General features: G+C 40.8%; 16 protein-coding genes. 7 read left to right on the top strand and 9 right to left on the bottom strand.

From position 1 onward, the window contains the following. Positions 1–9: 9 nt before the first annotated feature. The 5 genes from DOT_RS20380 to DOT_RS30705 all read right to left on the bottom strand — a co-directional run bounded on the left by DOT_RS20380 (position 10) and on the right by DOT_RS30705 (position 5,665). On the bottom strand, positions 10–1,686 hold the full coding sequence (locus DOT_RS20380) for a hypothetical protein (protein ID WP_009622986.1): 1,677 nt from the start codon (positions 1,684–1,686) through the stop codon (positions 10–12). A gap of 355 nt (positions 1,687–2,041) precedes the next feature. Next, positions 2,042–3,325, bottom strand: coding sequence for an ArsB/NhaD family transporter (locus tag DOT_RS20385; protein ID WP_009622988.1), 1,284 nt, complete (start codon positions 3,323–3,325; stop codon positions 2,042–2,044). Between the two features lie 85 nt (positions 3,326–3,410). Beyond that, on the bottom strand, positions 3,411–3,749 hold the full coding sequence (locus DOT_RS20390) for a P-II family nitrogen regulator (protein WP_009622990.1): 339 nt from the start codon (positions 3,747–3,749) through the stop codon (positions 3,411–3,413). A 199-nt stretch (positions 3,750–3,948) separates the two neighbouring features. Beyond that, positions 3,949–5,301 (bottom strand): ammonium transporter, encoded by a 1,353-nt coding sequence (locus tag DOT_RS20395; protein ID WP_009622992.1) that lies wholly within the window; start codon positions 5,299–5,301, stop codon positions 3,949–3,951. Positions 5,302–5,524: 223 nt separating this feature from the next. Continuing rightward, positions 5,525–5,665, bottom strand: coding sequence for a hypothetical protein (locus DOT_RS30705; RefSeq protein WP_009622994.1), 141 nt, complete (start codon positions 5,663–5,665; stop codon positions 5,525–5,527). A 397-nt stretch (positions 5,666–6,062) separates the two neighbouring features. Here DOT_RS30705 and DOT_RS20400 point away from each other — a divergent pair, with 397 nt between their 5' ends. The 7 genes from DOT_RS20400 to DOT_RS20430 all read left to right on the top strand — a co-directional run bounded on the left by DOT_RS20400 (position 6,063) and on the right by DOT_RS20430 (position 12,780). Then, positions 6,063–6,389, top strand: coding sequence for a YnfA family protein (locus DOT_RS20400; protein ID WP_009623001.1), 327 nt, complete (start codon positions 6,063–6,065; stop codon positions 6,387–6,389). 79 nt (positions 6,390–6,468) lie between these two features. Further along, a complete protein-coding gene (mch, locus tag DOT_RS20405; RefSeq protein ID WP_242833879.1) occupies positions 6,469–7,500 on the top strand; it encodes a methenyltetrahydromethanopterin cyclohydrolase in 1,032 nt (343 codons plus the stop codon). Between the two features lie 238 nt (positions 7,501–7,738). Further along, positions 7,739–8,416, top strand: a complete 678-nt coding sequence (locus DOT_RS20410) for a TetR/AcrR family transcriptional regulator (RefSeq protein WP_009623005.1) — start codon at positions 7,739–7,741, stop codon at positions 8,414–8,416. Positions 8,417–8,513: 97 nt separating this feature from the next. Further along, the gene (locus tag DOT_RS20415) at positions 8,514–9,530 is read left to right on the top strand and encodes an efflux RND transporter periplasmic adaptor subunit (protein WP_009623007.1); all 1,017 of its coding nucleotides are present in this window, start codon (positions 8,514–8,516) and stop codon (positions 9,528–9,530) included. A 13-nt stretch (positions 9,531–9,543) separates the two neighbouring features. Next, positions 9,544–10,317: an ABC transporter ATP-binding protein gene (locus DOT_RS20420; protein WP_009623008.1), complete on the top strand. Its 774-nt coding sequence runs from the start codon at positions 9,544–9,546 to the stop codon at positions 10,315–10,317. Further along, the gene (locus tag DOT_RS20425) at positions 10,317–11,459 is read left to right on the top strand and encodes an ABC transporter permease (RefSeq protein WP_009623010.1); all 1,143 of its coding nucleotides are present in this window, start codon (positions 10,317–10,319) and stop codon (positions 11,457–11,459) included. Before DOT_RS20420 ends, DOT_RS20425 begins: the two co-directional genes overlap by 1 nt. A 148-nt stretch (positions 11,460–11,607) precedes the next feature. Continuing rightward, a complete protein-coding gene (locus DOT_RS20430; protein WP_009623012.1) occupies positions 11,608–12,780 on the top strand; it encodes an aminotransferase class I/II-fold pyridoxal phosphate-dependent enzyme in 1,173 nt (390 codons plus the stop codon). A gap of 145 nt (positions 12,781–12,925) precedes the next feature. On the opposite strand, the gene DOT_RS20435 is transcribed toward DOT_RS20430, so the two are convergent. The 4 genes from DOT_RS20435 to DOT_RS20450 all read right to left on the bottom strand — a co-directional run. Further along, a complete protein-coding gene (locus DOT_RS20435) occupies positions 12,926–13,741 on the bottom strand; it encodes a PPK2 family polyphosphate kinase (RefSeq protein WP_009623014.1) in 816 nt (271 codons plus the stop codon). An 86-nt stretch (positions 13,742–13,827) separates the two neighbouring features. Next, on the bottom strand, positions 13,828–14,229 hold the full coding sequence (locus tag DOT_RS20440) for a hypothetical protein (protein WP_009623016.1): 402 nt from the start codon (positions 14,227–14,229) through the stop codon (positions 13,828–13,830). Positions 14,230–14,304: 75 nt separating this feature from the next. After that, positions 14,305–16,434, bottom strand: a complete 2,130-nt coding sequence (locus tag DOT_RS20445) for an RNA degradosome polyphosphate kinase (protein WP_009623018.1) — start codon at positions 16,432–16,434, stop codon at positions 14,305–14,307. Positions 16,435–16,440: 6 nt separating this feature from the next. Then, on the bottom strand, positions 16,441–17,017 hold a 577-nt coding region (locus DOT_RS20450), incomplete at its 5' end, for an HD domain-containing protein (protein ID WP_009623020.1).

Raw genomic sequence — 17,017 nt, forward strand, 5'->3', positions numbered from 1 at the left:
TGCTCTTGGCTACGTTTTTAGACAAGAGGGAAGTTTCTGCCATCTCTCAGAACTAATTCTGTTGGCCGCCGTGAACAACTTAACTCTTTTCTTCAATGTATAACGAGTAAAATCAAACTCATTGGAATAATTATGCCTTAGAACGCCCTGCAAAAAATATTTGTTGGTAATATTGCTGGTTTCGATAAGTTCGTTTTTAAATCTTTCAAATATATCCTGGAACTTAATTATATTTCGGTCAATGTCGATAATTGCTTCGTGGATTTTTTTCAGTAACTCTTTGCTAATCTTGATGCCACTGGGCAGTATTCGTTTTCCTCTATCACATAATATCGTCAGTTCAGTCAACCTTACATCAATTGCTCGGTTGTTCTCGGGCAGACGAACATCACCAAACAACTCACGCACATAATTGCGAAAACGAATTGATTCAGAATCGTCGTATAGTTTGATCCCATCAGGATAGTACCTTTCAAGCACGGCATAGTACATTCGTGAAAGGCTTGCTCTTTTCTTCAGATAAACTTTACCGATTAGGCGATAGTCGACTAGAACGAGTCGTCTAGCATCGTCCATTGACAGAGCAAAGGTGAAATTACCCAAAACATTGGCTATCAATTCATCCACCGATTCAGAATTGAGTATCTCAGGCAAGCCCTCTTTCAATTCGATTATTAATTCATACCATTTCTGGTCTCCGATGATGAAGCCATTAAGTTCGTCAGACCAATGTGCTGTGGAGCAGTTACTTTTTTTTAGAGAATATATAAATATATCGGATAAACTGCCTAGCAGTTCGGTTATATCATCAAGAGAGATATACCCGGCATTTTTGCTAAAGGCATAAAGTATATAATGAGGCATCGTCCTAGTAATATAACGATCGAAGCGTCCTAGAAATTTCTTCTCTATTTGACGTACTCCTTCATGGGTAAGTTCATAGGCGATACTTGTTTGTTCAAGTGTTGCTCCCTGGGCACGTTTTCTAAGTATTCCTTCATCTCGTTCGTTTTTAGACAAGTTGTGTAGCTCTTCTCTCAATAGGTTCTTCCTGTCTTTACTCAACCATTTTACGACCTTAATTAGTTGTGGGATGTCCTTTTGGTCTATTGTCAGAGTTAATATGTTTAATAGATCTCTGACCTGGTATATATGGGTCCTTTCAAACAGTTTCATTAGCCCACTTGTCTCATCTTTCACTCCAAATGCTGAGATCAAGGGAGTAATTCTTGCTTCATAATTATTAAAGGCTAGAGAGTTAATAAGCTGATTAAGCTCAGTCCTATTTTTTTTGGCATCCTCATAAGTGTCTACATAGGAATTCAAAACTGATATTAGACCTGCAAGACCTGTGTAGTTTTTTAAACACCAACTACACAGATCCTCTCCCAATAGCTCTGTAATTTCAAGGAGTTTGTTCGAAATCTCGGAATTAATACCATTTGCTTTATCAAATTCAGCAATCGAAAATGAAAACAACTTACTAAAGGCAACAGCTTTAGAAGGGTCATCAAGGCAAACATTAATCATTTCCGTGCCTAAGATACTATCGTCGGTTTGAGCATAGTCGGTCGTTTCTTTTAAATTTATCGTGCCTTCACAATGGATCCTGGCAGTGCCTTTTCCTTCATATTGTCTATGAGGATCTGTAAATAAATGAAATAAATGTTTTTGTTTTAAAACCATAAAATCAACTCCTTCTATATTTGTTTAAAAAAACACAAAGTGAGCCCTTAATTTTTAATAATTAAGGGCTCACTAAAACACTTGACCGCTCCAAATCAGCTATCGATTTGGTGCCCGGTTATGAAATTATAAAAGCCGCCAGATATCGTTAGACATCTTGACGGCTCCATTGCCGATTGATTAACTTTAAGTCCTGCTTAAAATAATACCTTTCAAATTGTAATTTGTCACTATATAAAATAGCTCATAAATGGGAGGTATCATAAGTTATATCGTAGTTAAGAGCTATATTTGATCGTTACGCAATATTCCTCAATATTTTAATTTACTAAGTTCATGCTCATAACGTATTCAACTAAATCATGTAAGCAAGAAAAATATATACTGAGGAAATGATGATTGATAGAATCATCAAAGGAAAGGCGATCTTCATAAAGCCTCTAAAAGTAATCACGATTCCATTCTTCTCAGCCAGTCCCGCTACAATGACATTGGCGGAAGCCCCAATTAGTGTTCCATTACCACCAAGACAAGCTCCTAAAGACAAGGCCCACCAAAAAGGTCTTAAGTTTTCAATTCCTCCGATTTGTCCCATCTTTTGGATTAGCGGAATCATCGTAGCTACGAAGGGAATATTATCGATAAAGGAAGAGGCAATAGCTGATAACCATAGTATTAACATTGACGTCGCAACGAGTGCTCCGCCTGTAGCTTCGATAGATTCTCTGGCTACCCATTCTATGACTCCAACATGGTCTAGAGCGCCAACGATTATAAATAAACCTGCAAAAAAGAAAAGAGTAGGCCATTCTACTGCCAGCAGGATATCTTCAGGTTCTTCTTTCGAAATAAACATTAATAAGGTGGCTCCGCCTAAGGCAACAGTTGCTGGTTCCAAGTGAAGCATGTTATGAATAATAAAACCCAGGATTGTCAGGGCTAGTGCCAACAAAGACTTTTTTAATAAGGCGTAATCCTTAATCGCTTCAATCTCATGTAGCTCCATGATTCGAGACTTGGAAAGTTCCGAAGTTACTAAGTCTTTGCGATAAACAAATCGTAAGATTAACATTGTCACTATAAATATAATTAATATCGGTACGATGAGATTACTGACGAAATCCATAAAACTTAATCCGGTAGCACTACCAATCATAATATTCGGAGGATCTCCTATTAAAGTGGCAGTACCTCCGATATTTGATGCAATGATTTGACTAATTAAGAACGGGACAGGATCTATTTCAAGTTCATAACAAATTGAAAAAGTTACTGGTACAATCAGTAATACAGTCGTTACATTATCAAGCAAAGCCGAGGTTATTGCAGTTACTGCAGCTAGGGCCACCATTATTAATAATGGATCACCTTTAGCTAACTTGGCAGCTTTGATTGCCATATATTCAAAAACTCCTGTACGGCGAGTTATCCCGACGATGATCATCATGCCAATCAGCAGTCCAATAGTATTAAAATCTATGTATTGAATGGCTTGTTCTTGATTAATTACATTAGCAAAAAGAATTAAGCTTGCTCCAATTAAGGCAACGACAGTTCGGTTAATCTTTTCGCTGATTATAAGTCCGTAGGTCAAAAAAAAGATTACGATGGTTATGATTACAGGTGCGTTAAGTATCACAATGTTGCCTCCGATCTAGAGAAATTGGAACAGCTGATTATTTAACCAGTAAATAATCAGCCGCTCCCTAACCTTGTACCATGAGCTAGATAGCTTCTTCACCTTGATCACCAGTACGAATACGTACAACTTCATCCACGCTTTGGACAAATATTTTGCCATCGCCAACCTGACCGGTGCGCGCAGCTTTAACGATAATTCCGATAACCTCTTCCACTTTTGCATCTCCGGTAACGATTTCAAGTTTAATTTTAGGTAACAAATGGGTGGTGACCTCTTGCCCCCGGTAGATTTGAGTATAGCCTTTTTGCCGACCAAAGCCAAGTACATGAGTAACGGTAATACCTAAGATATCGGCAGCCGCCAAAGCATCTTTGATCTCATCTAACTTGCCAGGTCGGATAATTGCTTCAATTTTCTTCATAGAAAATCTCCCTTCCTATCTATACACTTATTATACTGAATATTGAACATTGGCGAAACCTTTTTTATACTTATCAGAAAGTATAACTTCGTTACATACTGCAAGAAGGCTAATACGTGCGAAGACAGTGTCTTCGTCTGTAGCATAAGTGCAACCAACGGTTTCGCTTTCGCCAAGGCTCGGCGAAGCCGGGTTTTCTTTATAAGTTGATTGAAGGAGCCTTCATTTCAAATCCGGCATAGGCCTCCATGCCATGTTCGCCAATATCCAGACCAATTAATTCTTCTTCCTTGCTTACCCGTAGTCCGATAGTTGCTTTAATGATTCCGAATAGAATGAGGGCGGTACAAGCTGTCCAGGCAAACACTGAGGCTACGCCAATGAGCTGGGTAATGAGCAAGGAGGTTCCACCACCATACACCACTCCGCCGTCCACTGCAAAGAAGCCGACCATGATAGTGCCAAAGGAACCGCAAACACCGTGGACAGAAATAGCACCGACAGGGTCATCAATTTTGAGCACATTGTCAAAGAACTCAACAGAGAGGACAACCAAGATTCCGGCTAATGCACCAATTATAGCTGACCCGACCGGATTGACAGCGTTACAACCAGCAGTGATAGCCACCAGCCCTGCCAATGCGCCATTTAGAGTAAGGGATACATCCGGCTTTTTATACTTCAGCCAGGTAAAGATCATAGTCATAGTTGCACCAGCAGCCGCAGCTAGGTTAGTAGTTACTGCGATTTTACCGATGTCAGGGGTGGTGCCGGATAAGGTACTGCCTGGATTAAACCCGAACCATCCAAACCAGAGAATGAATACCCCTAAAGCACCGAGGGTAATATTATGACCAGGGATAGCAGTAGCCTTACCGTCTTTGGAGTACTTGCCAATACGAGGTCCGATGAGTAAGGCACCGATGAGAGCTGCCCAGCCGCCAACCGAGTGCACAACGGTGGAACCAGCGAAATCAATCATACCGCGTTGTTGTAACCAGCCACCGCCCCAAATCCAGTGACCGACTACAGGGTAAATCACCGCACTAATCACGACACTGTAGATGATATAAGAGGCGAACTTTGTTCTCTCGGCCATGGCTCCGGAAACAATAGTTGCTGCAGTAGCCGCAAAGACAGTTTGGAAAAGTAAGAAGGCCAAGAGGGGAATGGATAAACCTAAATGATCGAAGGTACCGGTAAATCCAAAACCAGTGGTTCCGAACAGTCCGGCTTTATCAACACCGAACATAATTGCAAATCCTACAGCCCAGTAGATTAAAGAACCTACTGCAAAGTCCATTAAGTTCTTCATAATAATGTTACCGGCATTTTTAGCTCGGGTAAATCCTGTTTCCACCATGGCAAAACCTGCTTGCATAAAGAAAACCAGAAAGCCACAAATTAAGGTCCAAACTGTGTCTATAGCTACCGCATTGCTTTCAACGGTAGGCCCATCGGCTAGGGCTACTGAAGGGATGGCTAAAAGTATAAGTGTAATAATTCCGAGTATTGTTGCTTTATTTAAAAGCAATTTTTTAAAATTTTTCATTAAATTATTCTCCTCCCTCTGATTGGATTAAATTTGATTTGGGATATGCTTGGGGTTTTGGTATAAGAACATAGTTATTTAATAGCTTCACTCCTTCCTAACGATATTATTCATTCTAAGTTGGCTCAAAGATGAGGTATAGCTGTCATTTACGACTGACTCCTAATCCCGTAAATAGGCCCTGCGTAGATGTCCGCGCCAAGTAGGGCCTTCTTTATACTAGTCAGAAAGTATAACTTTTTGTTTCATACTTTCTGGAAGCATAAGTGCAACTAGGGCAGCCGCTTTCGCCAAGGCTAACAAGAAGGTTAACACGTGCGAAGACAGTGTCTTCGGGCGCCGGCCAAGTTTTCTTTATGTTCATAAGAATCACCTCCTCTAAATACACAAAGCGCTTGGACATCTCTGCCCAAGCGCCATTGCTTGAATGAAATAAGGCGCTCTCGAAAAAAATTCGAGAGCGCCGTTGCTCATTACGGTTATTATACGGATTATTTGCTCATACGTCTAGTTGCATTTTTCAAAAACATTGTATACATGAAGATAGCCGTATGCCTTTAAAGATATATAATAGCACTATTTACTTGTAAGGATATGTATCTTTATAGGTACAAGCTTACATATACTTCCATGATTCTTCCGAATAGCAAAGTTAACGAGAACAATTGTATAAGAATTCTGACATCTATTAATATGACAATTTATATATGATATGATGGATATATTTTAGCACTAGTTTTGATCAAAAGGAGAGGAAACTTATGGTTAATGCAATATTCCTATTTATTCTCGCTGGTTTAGCTGAAATAGGAGGAGGGTATTTAATATGGCTTTGGCTAAGACAAGCACGATCATTTTGGTATGGAGTGTTAGGGGGATTGATCCTTGTTCTCTACGGTATCATACCGACCCTACAAAAGTTCCCGAGCTTTGGCAGAACCTATGCTGCTTATGGAGGCGTTTTTATATTCTTGGCAATTTTATGGGGATGGGGAATTGATAAGAAAATCCCCGATACCTATGATTGGATAGGCGCTGTAGTATGTTTGGTGGGTGTTTTTATCATGTTATGGGCGCCGCGTCCTTAATTTTTGCACTCAACATGTATAAAGTGAAAGGTGGGTGCACAATATATCTCCTTCGGAACTATAATAAGCCTCGGTCAGTTTGGGGTATACTGAAAAAGAAATTCAGGAATATTTGCAGAGAGAAGAGGAATATATGCTTTTGCCACTTAGCCAACTACCTGAACTAAGTCCAAACTGTCAAGCTTTCCCGTTGGTTGAAGAATTCATCGCCAGGAGCGAACTACTTCAGATTAAGGCCTACAAACAAAATGAGGTGACAGTGATCGACTGCGGTGTTAATGTTCCAGGCGGCTGGGAAGCAGGTCTTCTATTCGCTTCTATCTGCCTTGGTGGGCTGGCTCAGGTTAGACTTCATTGGTCCGATTTTAGTGGGTTTCGCTGGCCTGCGGTTGAAGTAGTCACTGATCATCCGATCCGAGCCTGCATGGCGTCTCAATTTGCAGGCTGGCCAATTAAAAATGGGGAACTATTAGCGATGGGTTCCGGTCCTGGACGTGCCATTGTTCACGAAGGTAGCCTGTTTGAAATTTTAGGATATGAGGATCATTCTGAGAGAGCAGTCCTTTGTTTAGAAAGTGAGGAACTTCCTTCAAAGGAGGTAATCCAGTATCTCTTAGAAGAGTGCCACTGTGATCCAAAGAATCTCTATATCTTGGTAGCCCCGACTGTCTCCCACGTGGGTTCAGTTCAGATAGCCGCACGTGCTTTGGAAACTGGCCTATCAAAACTTATGGGACTGGGCTACAATCTGGGAAAAATTGTTTCAGGTTGGGGGATTTGTCCGGTTCCTCCAGTAGCGTGTGATAATCTTAGCGCCTTAGGGCGGACGAATGATGCGATCCTTTATGGTTCCACCGTACTATATAACCTTCGAGATGAAGAAAACTTAGACTCTCTGGTCAAGCAGGTCCCATCATGTGCGTCCAGGGAATATGGGCGACCTTTCAAAGAAGTGTATAAGGATTATGGGAATTTTTACGATATTGATCCCCTTTTGTTTAGCCCAGCAGAAGTCTGGCTATGTAATTTACACAGCGGACGCTCTTGGCAGGCAGGATCTTTGCGTCCTGATATTTTGCGTCATTCATTTGGTCTAGAAATGAATTCATAGAAATGGAGACATATTAATAATAGAGTTCGAACCTGATCATTATAGGGATTCGGTTTTTTTTATGTGTTCAAAAACCTAGAATCTAAGGGTCTAAAGGTCTACAATATGAGTAAATACTCATATTGTAGTAAAATACACTCATTTATTTTTAGGCAATACTCTGGTATAATTGACTGATATATAAGTCTGTTAAAGACTTTTAAAAAAAAAAAAAAAACGTAAAATGAGGGGTTAAATTATGTCTGATCACGTACCCATTTTTCAGCATTCATGGACGGGCGATGAACAACTCTATGAAGAATTAACGGACAAACAATGGAAAATACTTAAAGCTGCCCTTACAGTTTTCACCGAAAAAGGATACAGTGCCTCTACCACCAGTGAGATTGCTAGGGTGGCAGGGGTGGCGGAAGGAACCATCTTTCGTCACTTTAAAACTAAGAAAGAGATCTTGTTGGCTACGCTAATTCCACTGATGCAAAATTTCATTGGTCCAGGAGCGGCAAATTCCCTACATGACCTCGTATTGCAATATGATAATTTACCCATTGAAGACGTACTCATGCTCGTTATCGAAGATCGACAAAAGCATATTACCGCCTTATGGCCTGTACTTCGTATCGTCATCATTGAAGCTAATTTTCACCCCGAGCTCAGAGATGTCTTACTCAACAATGTGGTGAAAAAGGTTCAGGAATCTTTTCTAGCATTTTTAAAGCAGCGTCAAAGTAAAGGTGAATTGCGCGATGACCTGGATGTTTGGACAATGATGCGTACTATAGTGGGAGCAGCTGCCGCTTATTTTGTGTCGCGTTCTTTATTTCCGGAACGTGAGCAAGACCACGACAATCGGCAAGAACTCAAAGCGATCGTGGACCTTTTCTTGAGGGGAGCCCAAGTCGATGTTCGATATTAGATATTCGTTGTACGATCAAACAATTATGAAACTCGGTTAGATCTTCGTTATTCGAACCACGAACCACGATCCACGAAAAAGAGCAGGAGGAGAAACCATGAGAAAGAAAATTGTACCCATCGCTATTGTTCTTGTCCTTATAAGCCTAGCTGTCTTGGGTAATCGGTACTTTAATCGCCCTGTTGACACAAACACTTATTCCGGAACGATCGAAGGAACAGAACTTCCTGTACAGCCGGAGCTCGGAGGGAGGATCGTCGACCTACCGATTCATGAAGGACAGGCCATTAAAACGGGCGACATTATTGCTAAGCTAGACGATAGTCAGGTTAAAATTTCGTTAGATACAGCGAAAAGCCAACAGGCCCAGGCCCAAGCCAAACTTAACGACCTTTTGGGAGGGGCGCGCGCGGAAGAAATCCGACGTCTTGAGGACCTGTTGGCCCAGGCAAATGCCAATGCAGCTGGTGTGGGCCAGAATCTACAGTTTGAAGAGAATAACCTGGCAAGTGATCAAAAACTCTACGAGAGTGGTGCAATTAGTAAACAGATTCTAGATGCCCAGCAAAATAAACGTGACACACTCAAAGCTCAGTATGAGGGTGCCCAAGCCAACGTTAAGGCTGCTCAGGCTAGCTTGGACCAAGCTCAGGCGGGTAGTACCCAACCAACGATCCAGGCCCAGAAAGCGGCCGTAGATATCACAGCTCAGTCTGTGAAAGCAGCTGAACTTAGTATCAGTAAACTAACCATAAAGAGCCCGGCCAGCGGGCAGGTTCTCTATAAACATGTTGAGTCAGGTCAAGTAGTCAATCCTGGTACTTCGCTAGTCACTATCCTTGACCCTAATGACTTGTGGATTAAGATCTATATTCCAGAAGCCAAGTTGAATCAGGCAAAAGTGGGGAGGACCGCTTTTATCGCTGTGGATTCTTACCCTGATAAAAAGTTCAAAGGCCAAATTCAATACGTCAGTGACCAGGCGGAATTCACTCCTAAGAACGTGCAGACGAAAGAAGAAAGAACGACGACTGTCTATGCAGTCAAAATTAGTATTTCCGAAGGTAAAGACCAGATAAAAGCGGGTATGCCAGCGGACGTAACCCTGCAATAGAGGAGTGAGGCAAATGAATCTGGCTATTGATTGCCAGGGCTTAGTCAAACGATTTGGGGCGTATACAGCGGTTCAAGGGGTAACGTTTCAACTTCCTCATGGAGCGATTATGGGTTTTGTTGGACCGAACGGTGCAGGAAAGACAACAATCATTCGCATGTTGTGTGGAGTTCTGATGCCTACAGAGGGTAAAGCTACTGTGCTTAGTTTCGACGTCTTGACTCAACCAGAGGAAATCAAACAGCGCATCGGTTATATGTCCCAAAAATTTAGCCTATATGACGACCTAACAGTTAACGAGAACATTGATTTTTATGCCGGGGTATACAATCTTCGGGGAAAAATAGCCCAGGCCCAGAAAACGCAAGTAATTGAACGGATCGGCCTGCAAGAGCGAACAGCTCAGTTAGTCTCTTCCCTTTCTGGTGGCTGGAAGCAAAGGGTGGCCTTGGCGTGCGCTTTGTTGCATAATCCACAACTCTTGGTACTTGATGAACCGACAGCCGGAGTGGATCCAGTTTCCCGACGAGTTTTCTGGGATTTGATCCATCAGCTAGCCAAAGAAGGAATGACCGTTTTGGTGAGTACTCACTACATGGATGAAGCGGAAAGTTGTGATTACTTGGGCTTTGTCTTTTATGGGCGCTTAATTGCCTTTGGTTCGCCCGATGATATGAAGAAAAAAGAAGCGAAAGATAATTTGGACGATCTTTTTGTCTATTATGTCGAACATGAAGCTCAAGACGACCCTCGTAACCGTATGATTAAAAAAGGAGGTCGAGGCTAATGCAGCGATTTTCCTGGGTGCGTTTTGTTGCGGTCTTGAAAAAAGAATTCATCCACATCCGTCGTGACCGCGCAAGCTTAGTTATGGCTATTGCTATGCCGCTGGGGATGCTCCTCTTATTTGGTTATGCGGTGAATACGGATGTGGAGCATCTGCCAACTGTGGTTTGGGATCAATCACGAACTGCCGATAGTAGAGATTTTATTACCTCTGTGCGTAATACCCAATACTTGGATCCTGATAATTTCGTTGAAGGTTATACGCAGATTGAAGGGTATTTGGACAGCGGTAAAGCCAGGGCAGCGGTTATCATCCCTCCCGATTTCGGAAAAAATTTACAAGGGGACAAACAGGCCAACGTTCAAGTTTTAGTCGACGGATCTGATCCAACGGTAGCTCGGGCAGTCATGACCGCATTTCAAATGCTTGGACTGGATAAATCATTGCAGCTTCAGAGTGAACGCCTCGTCGCCATGGGTACTGCTACAGGTATAAGCACGCCACTTAATATTGAGACTAGGGTCTGGTACAACCCGGACATGAAATCCATGGTCTTTAACATTCCTGCTCTAATCGGTTTGATCCTGCAAAACGTGATAGCCATGTTGACCTCCTTTTCCATTGTGCGGGAAAAAGAACGCGGCACCATGGAGCAATTAGTCGTGACTCCTATCCGTTCCCTGGAATTGCTTTTAGGGAAGCTGCTTCCCTTTGTATTTATCGGATTTGTTTCCCTATCCCTGATTCTAGCTACAGGGATTTTCTGGTTCGGAGTTATGCCGATCGGAAGCATTCCGCTCCTTATCCTTTTATCGACTATTTTCCTGATTACGATTCTAGCCATCGGTCTCTTGATCTCTAGCGTCGCTAAGACTCAGCTACAGGCGATGCAAATGACGTTCATCTTGATTTTGCCCTCTATCCTCTTGTCGGGCTTTATTTTTCCCCGGGAAACTATGCCCAAGCTGCTACAAATCATGGGTGGGTTATTGCCTCTGACTTATTTTCTGAAAATCGTGCGAGGAATTTTCCTCAAAGGTGTGGGGATCGAGTACCTTTGGCGGGACACACTAACTTTATGTGCGTTTGCAATTATTCTGTTGGCTATCGCAGCCAAGAAATTCAAAAAGAATCTGGATTAATAAATGTTCAAATCATGAAATTTTTATGATTTGATAAGCGGTTAGCAGAAGAAGATGGTATATTATAATGGTACATGGTAGGTGCCTCTAAAAAGAACAATAAGCAAAGAACAATAAGCAACTAAGCATTAGGGGATGGAGTGGAGATATGCTAGTACCATCGAAACGTCTAGACAGTTTAGGAGCGTCGGTTTTTAGCGAAATGGACAATTTGAAACGTGAACTAGAAAAAGAAGGAAAACATTTAATTAATCTTAGCATTGGAAGTCCAGACCGAGCACCAGCCTTAGAAATTCGAAAGATTCTTAGTCAAACGGTTCTTGATGATTCTCAATATGGATATACTCTGACTCGTGGAACAGACGATTTTCGAAGAGCTTGTGCTGAGTGGTACCAAGAACGTTTTGGGGTAGACTTGAATCCCGAAACAGAGGTTTTGCCTCTCATGGGTTCTCAGGATGGGTTAGCCCATATTTATTTAGCATATATCGACCCCGGCGATCTGGCCCTGATCCCGGACCCAGGATATCCTATTTATACAGCTGGTCTAATGTTGGCAGGCGGCGAGAAGGTTGCCGTGCCGCTTTTGGAGGAGAATGGATTTTTGCCAGATCTGCGGCAGATCAATCCTGATCTGGCCCGGAAAGCAAAGCTAATGTTCTTAAATTATCCGAATAACCCCACCGCGGCTGTGGCGCCACTTTCATTTTTTGAAGAAGTCGTGGCCTTTGCGAAAGAATATGATCTGCTCATCTGTCACGATGCAGCTTATTCTGAATTGGCGTTTGAAGGCTATAGGCCTGTGAGCTTTTTACAAGCTAAAGGGGCAAAAGAAGTTGGCATTGAATTCCACTCCGTCTCCAAGACCTATAATTTGGCGGGAGCGCGTTTAGGGTTCGTAGTAGGAAATGCTGACGTTATTAGAAATCTTTCTCAAGTTAAATCGAATATTGACTATGGTGTATTTCGCCCGGTATTGACAGCGGGAGCTTATGCGCTCAGCTCTGAAAAAGACTCAATTGAAGAAAATCGGAACGCCTATCAGCGAAGACGGGATATCTTGATAGAGGGTTGTGCGTCAGCTGGTTGGAATATGCCAAACCCACAGGGTTCAATGTTTATCTGGGCACCTGTGCCTACTAAGCAAGATTCCGTTGCCTTTGCCTTTAAGTTGGCTCGCGAAGCGGGTGTGATTGTAGTGCCAGGGCTGGCCTTTGGGGATTATGGTGAAGGATATGTACGTATAGCTATGGTTCAAGATGAAAGCGTTCTGCAGGAAGCAGTTCGGCGGATCCAACAGTTTTTGAAGAAATGTCAATAAGTTGAAAACAAATAGGTTTTAAGGGGAGTTATATACACATTTTCTAAAATGGTATACAACTCCCCTTATTGTATCAGTCAGAAAGCATAACTGCCGTTCCATACTTTCTGGATCGTTCCTGTCCATTATCCTTAGCAGCGTATCACTAATTACATTCCTTAACTTCTTTGATTAACTGTGCGATAGTTCCGTTAATTCTCGGGAACTCCAGCTTCAGATTCTCTAATGTCATTACTATTTTCTGAAGAATAATGTAGTCTCTAAACCATCTGTGATCCGCAGGGACGACATACCAAGGTGTTTGTTCAGTACTACAATTAGAAAGCACATCATCATAACATTTTTGATATTCATCCCAGAACTTTCTCTCAGCAAGATCTGCCATAGAGAACTTCCAGTGTTTTTCAGGCGTCTCTAATCTGTTGAGGAGTTTTCTCTGCTGAAATTCTTTTGATATATGCAAAAAGAATTTTAAGATGATCGTGCCATTACTTACAAGATATTTTTCAAACGCTGTTATTTCCTTAAATCTAGCCATGGCAGTCTGATCATCGATCGTTTCGTGGACTCGAGTTACGAGGACATCTTCATAGTATGAGCGGTTAAACACTGTTATATTGCCTTTTAGCGGCGTTGCTTTGTGGGCCCTCCAAAGGTAGTCATGCTCCAATTCCTCTGGGGTTGGCTGCTTGAAGCTTTGAACGACAAATCCACTCGGATTCACACCGGCAAGTGCCTTTTTAACAGTGCCATCTTTACCACTACAATCCATGCCCTGTAATATTATGAGTAGACTAAATTTCTTAGAGGCATAGAAGACTTCTTGAAGTTCAATGAACCTTTCTTGTAATCTAGTATAGTCTTGTTGAACATCCTTCTTCTCTAAGTGATCCGTATCAGTTGGACTGAAATCCTTTAAACTGATCTTGTTATTGGAGTTAATTGTAAAGTTTTTCAACATTGAGTACTCCTTTATAATACAACAAAGTAAAGATTGGACTGTAAATTGAAGCAAATGATTCTTGAGATTCTAAAAAAGAGTAAAATCTAATTGCCCTTCTTTATAGAATCTTCTTTAGCCAGTTTCTTACTTTTGCACTTGCATTTAGAGATATCAACCATTTTACCCTTGCATTTACATTTGACTTTAACTTTTTTTCCTTTATCTCCTCTTTTTTTCTTATTCTTAAGAAGAATGTTTAGTTCTGTTTGAAGTTTAAGATACTTATCTTCTAATTCTGCTACCTTAAGCTCAAGGATTTTTATAGCATGGTGTTCCTTGTCGTCTTCGTCCAAGGAGGTTTCTACTTCAGCTTCAATCAAGGGTAAAGCTCCGTGTTCAGTTTCAGTTACCGGAAGCGTTGCAATCTCATTTTCAGTTCCGGGTAACGCAGTAATCTCAGGGGTTAGCTCATGCTCATCTAAACGACCAGCAGTTTTCTTTAGCATAATTAAACCTCCAATTAGATCTCGGAATTATACCAAACGCTTCTTGTTTGGAATGTATCTTATTTCCTGAAAAAATTACGATTCAATCTCTTCATATGAGATAACCGGTACAAATTTTGAACGAAAAAGCGCTACTTCATCTGAAGCGGTTTTGCCAAAGTAAGGATTAAGAAAGATTTCCTGACTATTGATCGTTTCCTTTCCTCTTTTATCGATTTTATTGTAGGTGCCGTCCAGATTTAAAACTCTTGATTTACAGGTATCCTGTAAGGCTAAGCTTAAGACATTCATGACTTTTTCGCGAGCCTTAGGATCCTCAACCGGAAATAAAAGCTCAACCCTTCTATTTAAATTTCGTTTCATCAAATCGGCACTGGAAAGGAAAATTAGCTCTTCACCATCTCCATAAAAATAATAAATTCGACTATGCTCCAGAAACCTTCCTACAATGCTTCTCACCGTAATGCGCTCGCTAATGAAGGGGATATTAGGGCGAAGGCAGCATATGCCACGGACAATCAAATCAATCGTTACTCCGGCGGAGGAGGCATTATAAAGGGCCTCTATTATTTCTGTATCAACCAAAGAATTCAGCTTAGCAATAATTCTAGCTTGTTTTCCTAATCTTGCGTATTCAGTTTCTTTATGTATTAAATCTAAAAACTTTTTCCGCAGGCTAATTGGAGCAAGTGTCATTTTATAAAGATGAGATGGGCTGGAACAACCGGATAATGTATTGAAAATAGCAGAAGCATCTGCTCCAAAATAAGGGTTGGCTGTTAATAAACCCAAATCCGTATATAATTTTGCGGTAACATCATTATAATTGCCTGTTCCAAGGTGGACGTAGCGTTTAATTACACCATCTTCACGTCGTACAATTAATAAGATTTTACAATGAGTTTTTAGTCCGACAAGTCCGTAAATGACATGGCAACCTGCAGTTTCAAGTTTCTTTGCCCAAGTAATATTATTTTGCTCATCAAAGCGCGCTTTTAACTCTAAGAGAACGGTAACCTGTTTTCCGTTGTCAGCAGCCTGAGCTAAGGCTTCGACAATAGGAGAATTACCGCTTACCCTATAAAGTGTTTGTTTTATCGCCAGAACATTAGGGTCTTCGGCAGCTTCTTTGACGAGATTGACAATCATATCAAAGGAGTCATAGGGATGATGCAATAAAACATCTTGTTTAGAAATTGATTGGAATATATTATCCTCGTCAGAAAGGGTGCTATAGACGTTTGGCTTGATGGGCTCGTATCGTAGAGAGTCATAGCCCTTTAACCCACTTAATTTCATTAAAAATGTTAGATCAATTGGCCCGCTGATTTTATATACCGCTTCGGCAGAAATCTCTAATTCTTCTTCTAATATTCTAAGAATCATGGGATTGATACCATGTTCAATTTCTAGGCGAATTGCACTACCCCATTTTCTTTGCTTCAGGGATAATTGCACAGCAGTTAAAAGATCTTCTGATTCATCTTCAGCCACATCTAAAAAGGCATTTCTAGTAATGCGATAGCACCCTGTTGATAGGATGTTGTGATTATCAAATAAGGTTGTTAGATTTAATTTAATAATTTCCTCCAAAAGGATAAAGGATTTTTTTGAGTCTAAGGAAGGAATTTCAACTAGTCGATTTAATACTGAAGGAACTTGTATTGTTCCAAATAGTAGGTTGTCAGGGTTAGTGGTATCCTCTAATAATAATGAAATATTTAAAGTTTTATTTAGGATCAAAGGAAAAGGCTGATTCTTATTAACAACCATAGGGGTTAGAACTGGAAAAACATTATTTGTGTAATACTCTCGAATAAAATCGAGTTGGATATTGTTTAAATCCTTAGTTTTAATAAATTGAATATCTGCTTTCTTGAGAGCCTTTTTTAAGGAACGATTATAACAATTGTACATGTCGAAGACTAGTTTATGGGTTCTAACGGATATTCTTTCAACTTGTTCATTCGGTGTAAGACCGGAAGGGTCGATTTTTATGTAGTTGGCTTCGACAATACCCTGTAAGGATGCTACCCGAATCATAAAGAACTCATCCAAATTAGAACCCACGATTGAAAGAAATTTCAACCGTTCAAAAAGAGGATTATTTATATCTTGAGCCTCTTCTAAAACTCTTTCATTAAATTCTAGCCAGCTAAGCTCTCTATTAAAAAAATGTAAGGCTGAAAAACAATGATTCTTCAATTGCGCTTATCCTTTCAACTTTATTCTAATACCCATTACTTCTTGGAAAAATTCGACGTTATTCATTATATCCCACTTTTCTAAGAGAATATCTTTGTTACTAATCAGTCTAAGTTGTAAAGCATCAGTTGAAGCAAGCACTTCAATCTCACGAATTTTTTGCATGTGGGAAATATCCATGGATTCAGCAATTTTTAAGATCGAAGATAATTTTGACACTAAAATCTTTTCATGATGGCTTAAGACATAATAACTTTGATCAGAGTAAGTAGGAATTCGTGTGGTATGGTATTTGGCGATATTGGCTATTAACTCCAGTTCTTTGTCCGAGAATCCCATGATACTTTGAGTTCGAATAATATTTGAGGAATGGTTACCATGCTCACTCAAACTAACATAATTGCCAGAATCATGAAGAATCGCAGCCACTTGGAGATATAATTTCTCTTGATCCCCAAGGCGGTGATAATTCCAGGTTTTATCAAACAAGGATAAGGACATTTTTTCGACATAGGAAGCATGCTTTCTATCAACGCCATATTTCTCCGCCATATACCAGACAGAACTAATAATATCGTTTTCT

This window comes from Desulfosporosinus sp. OT, from assembly GCF_000224515.1.
Taxonomy (GTDB): domain Bacteria; phylum Bacillota; class Desulfitobacteriia; order Desulfitobacteriales; family Desulfitobacteriaceae; genus Desulfosporosinus.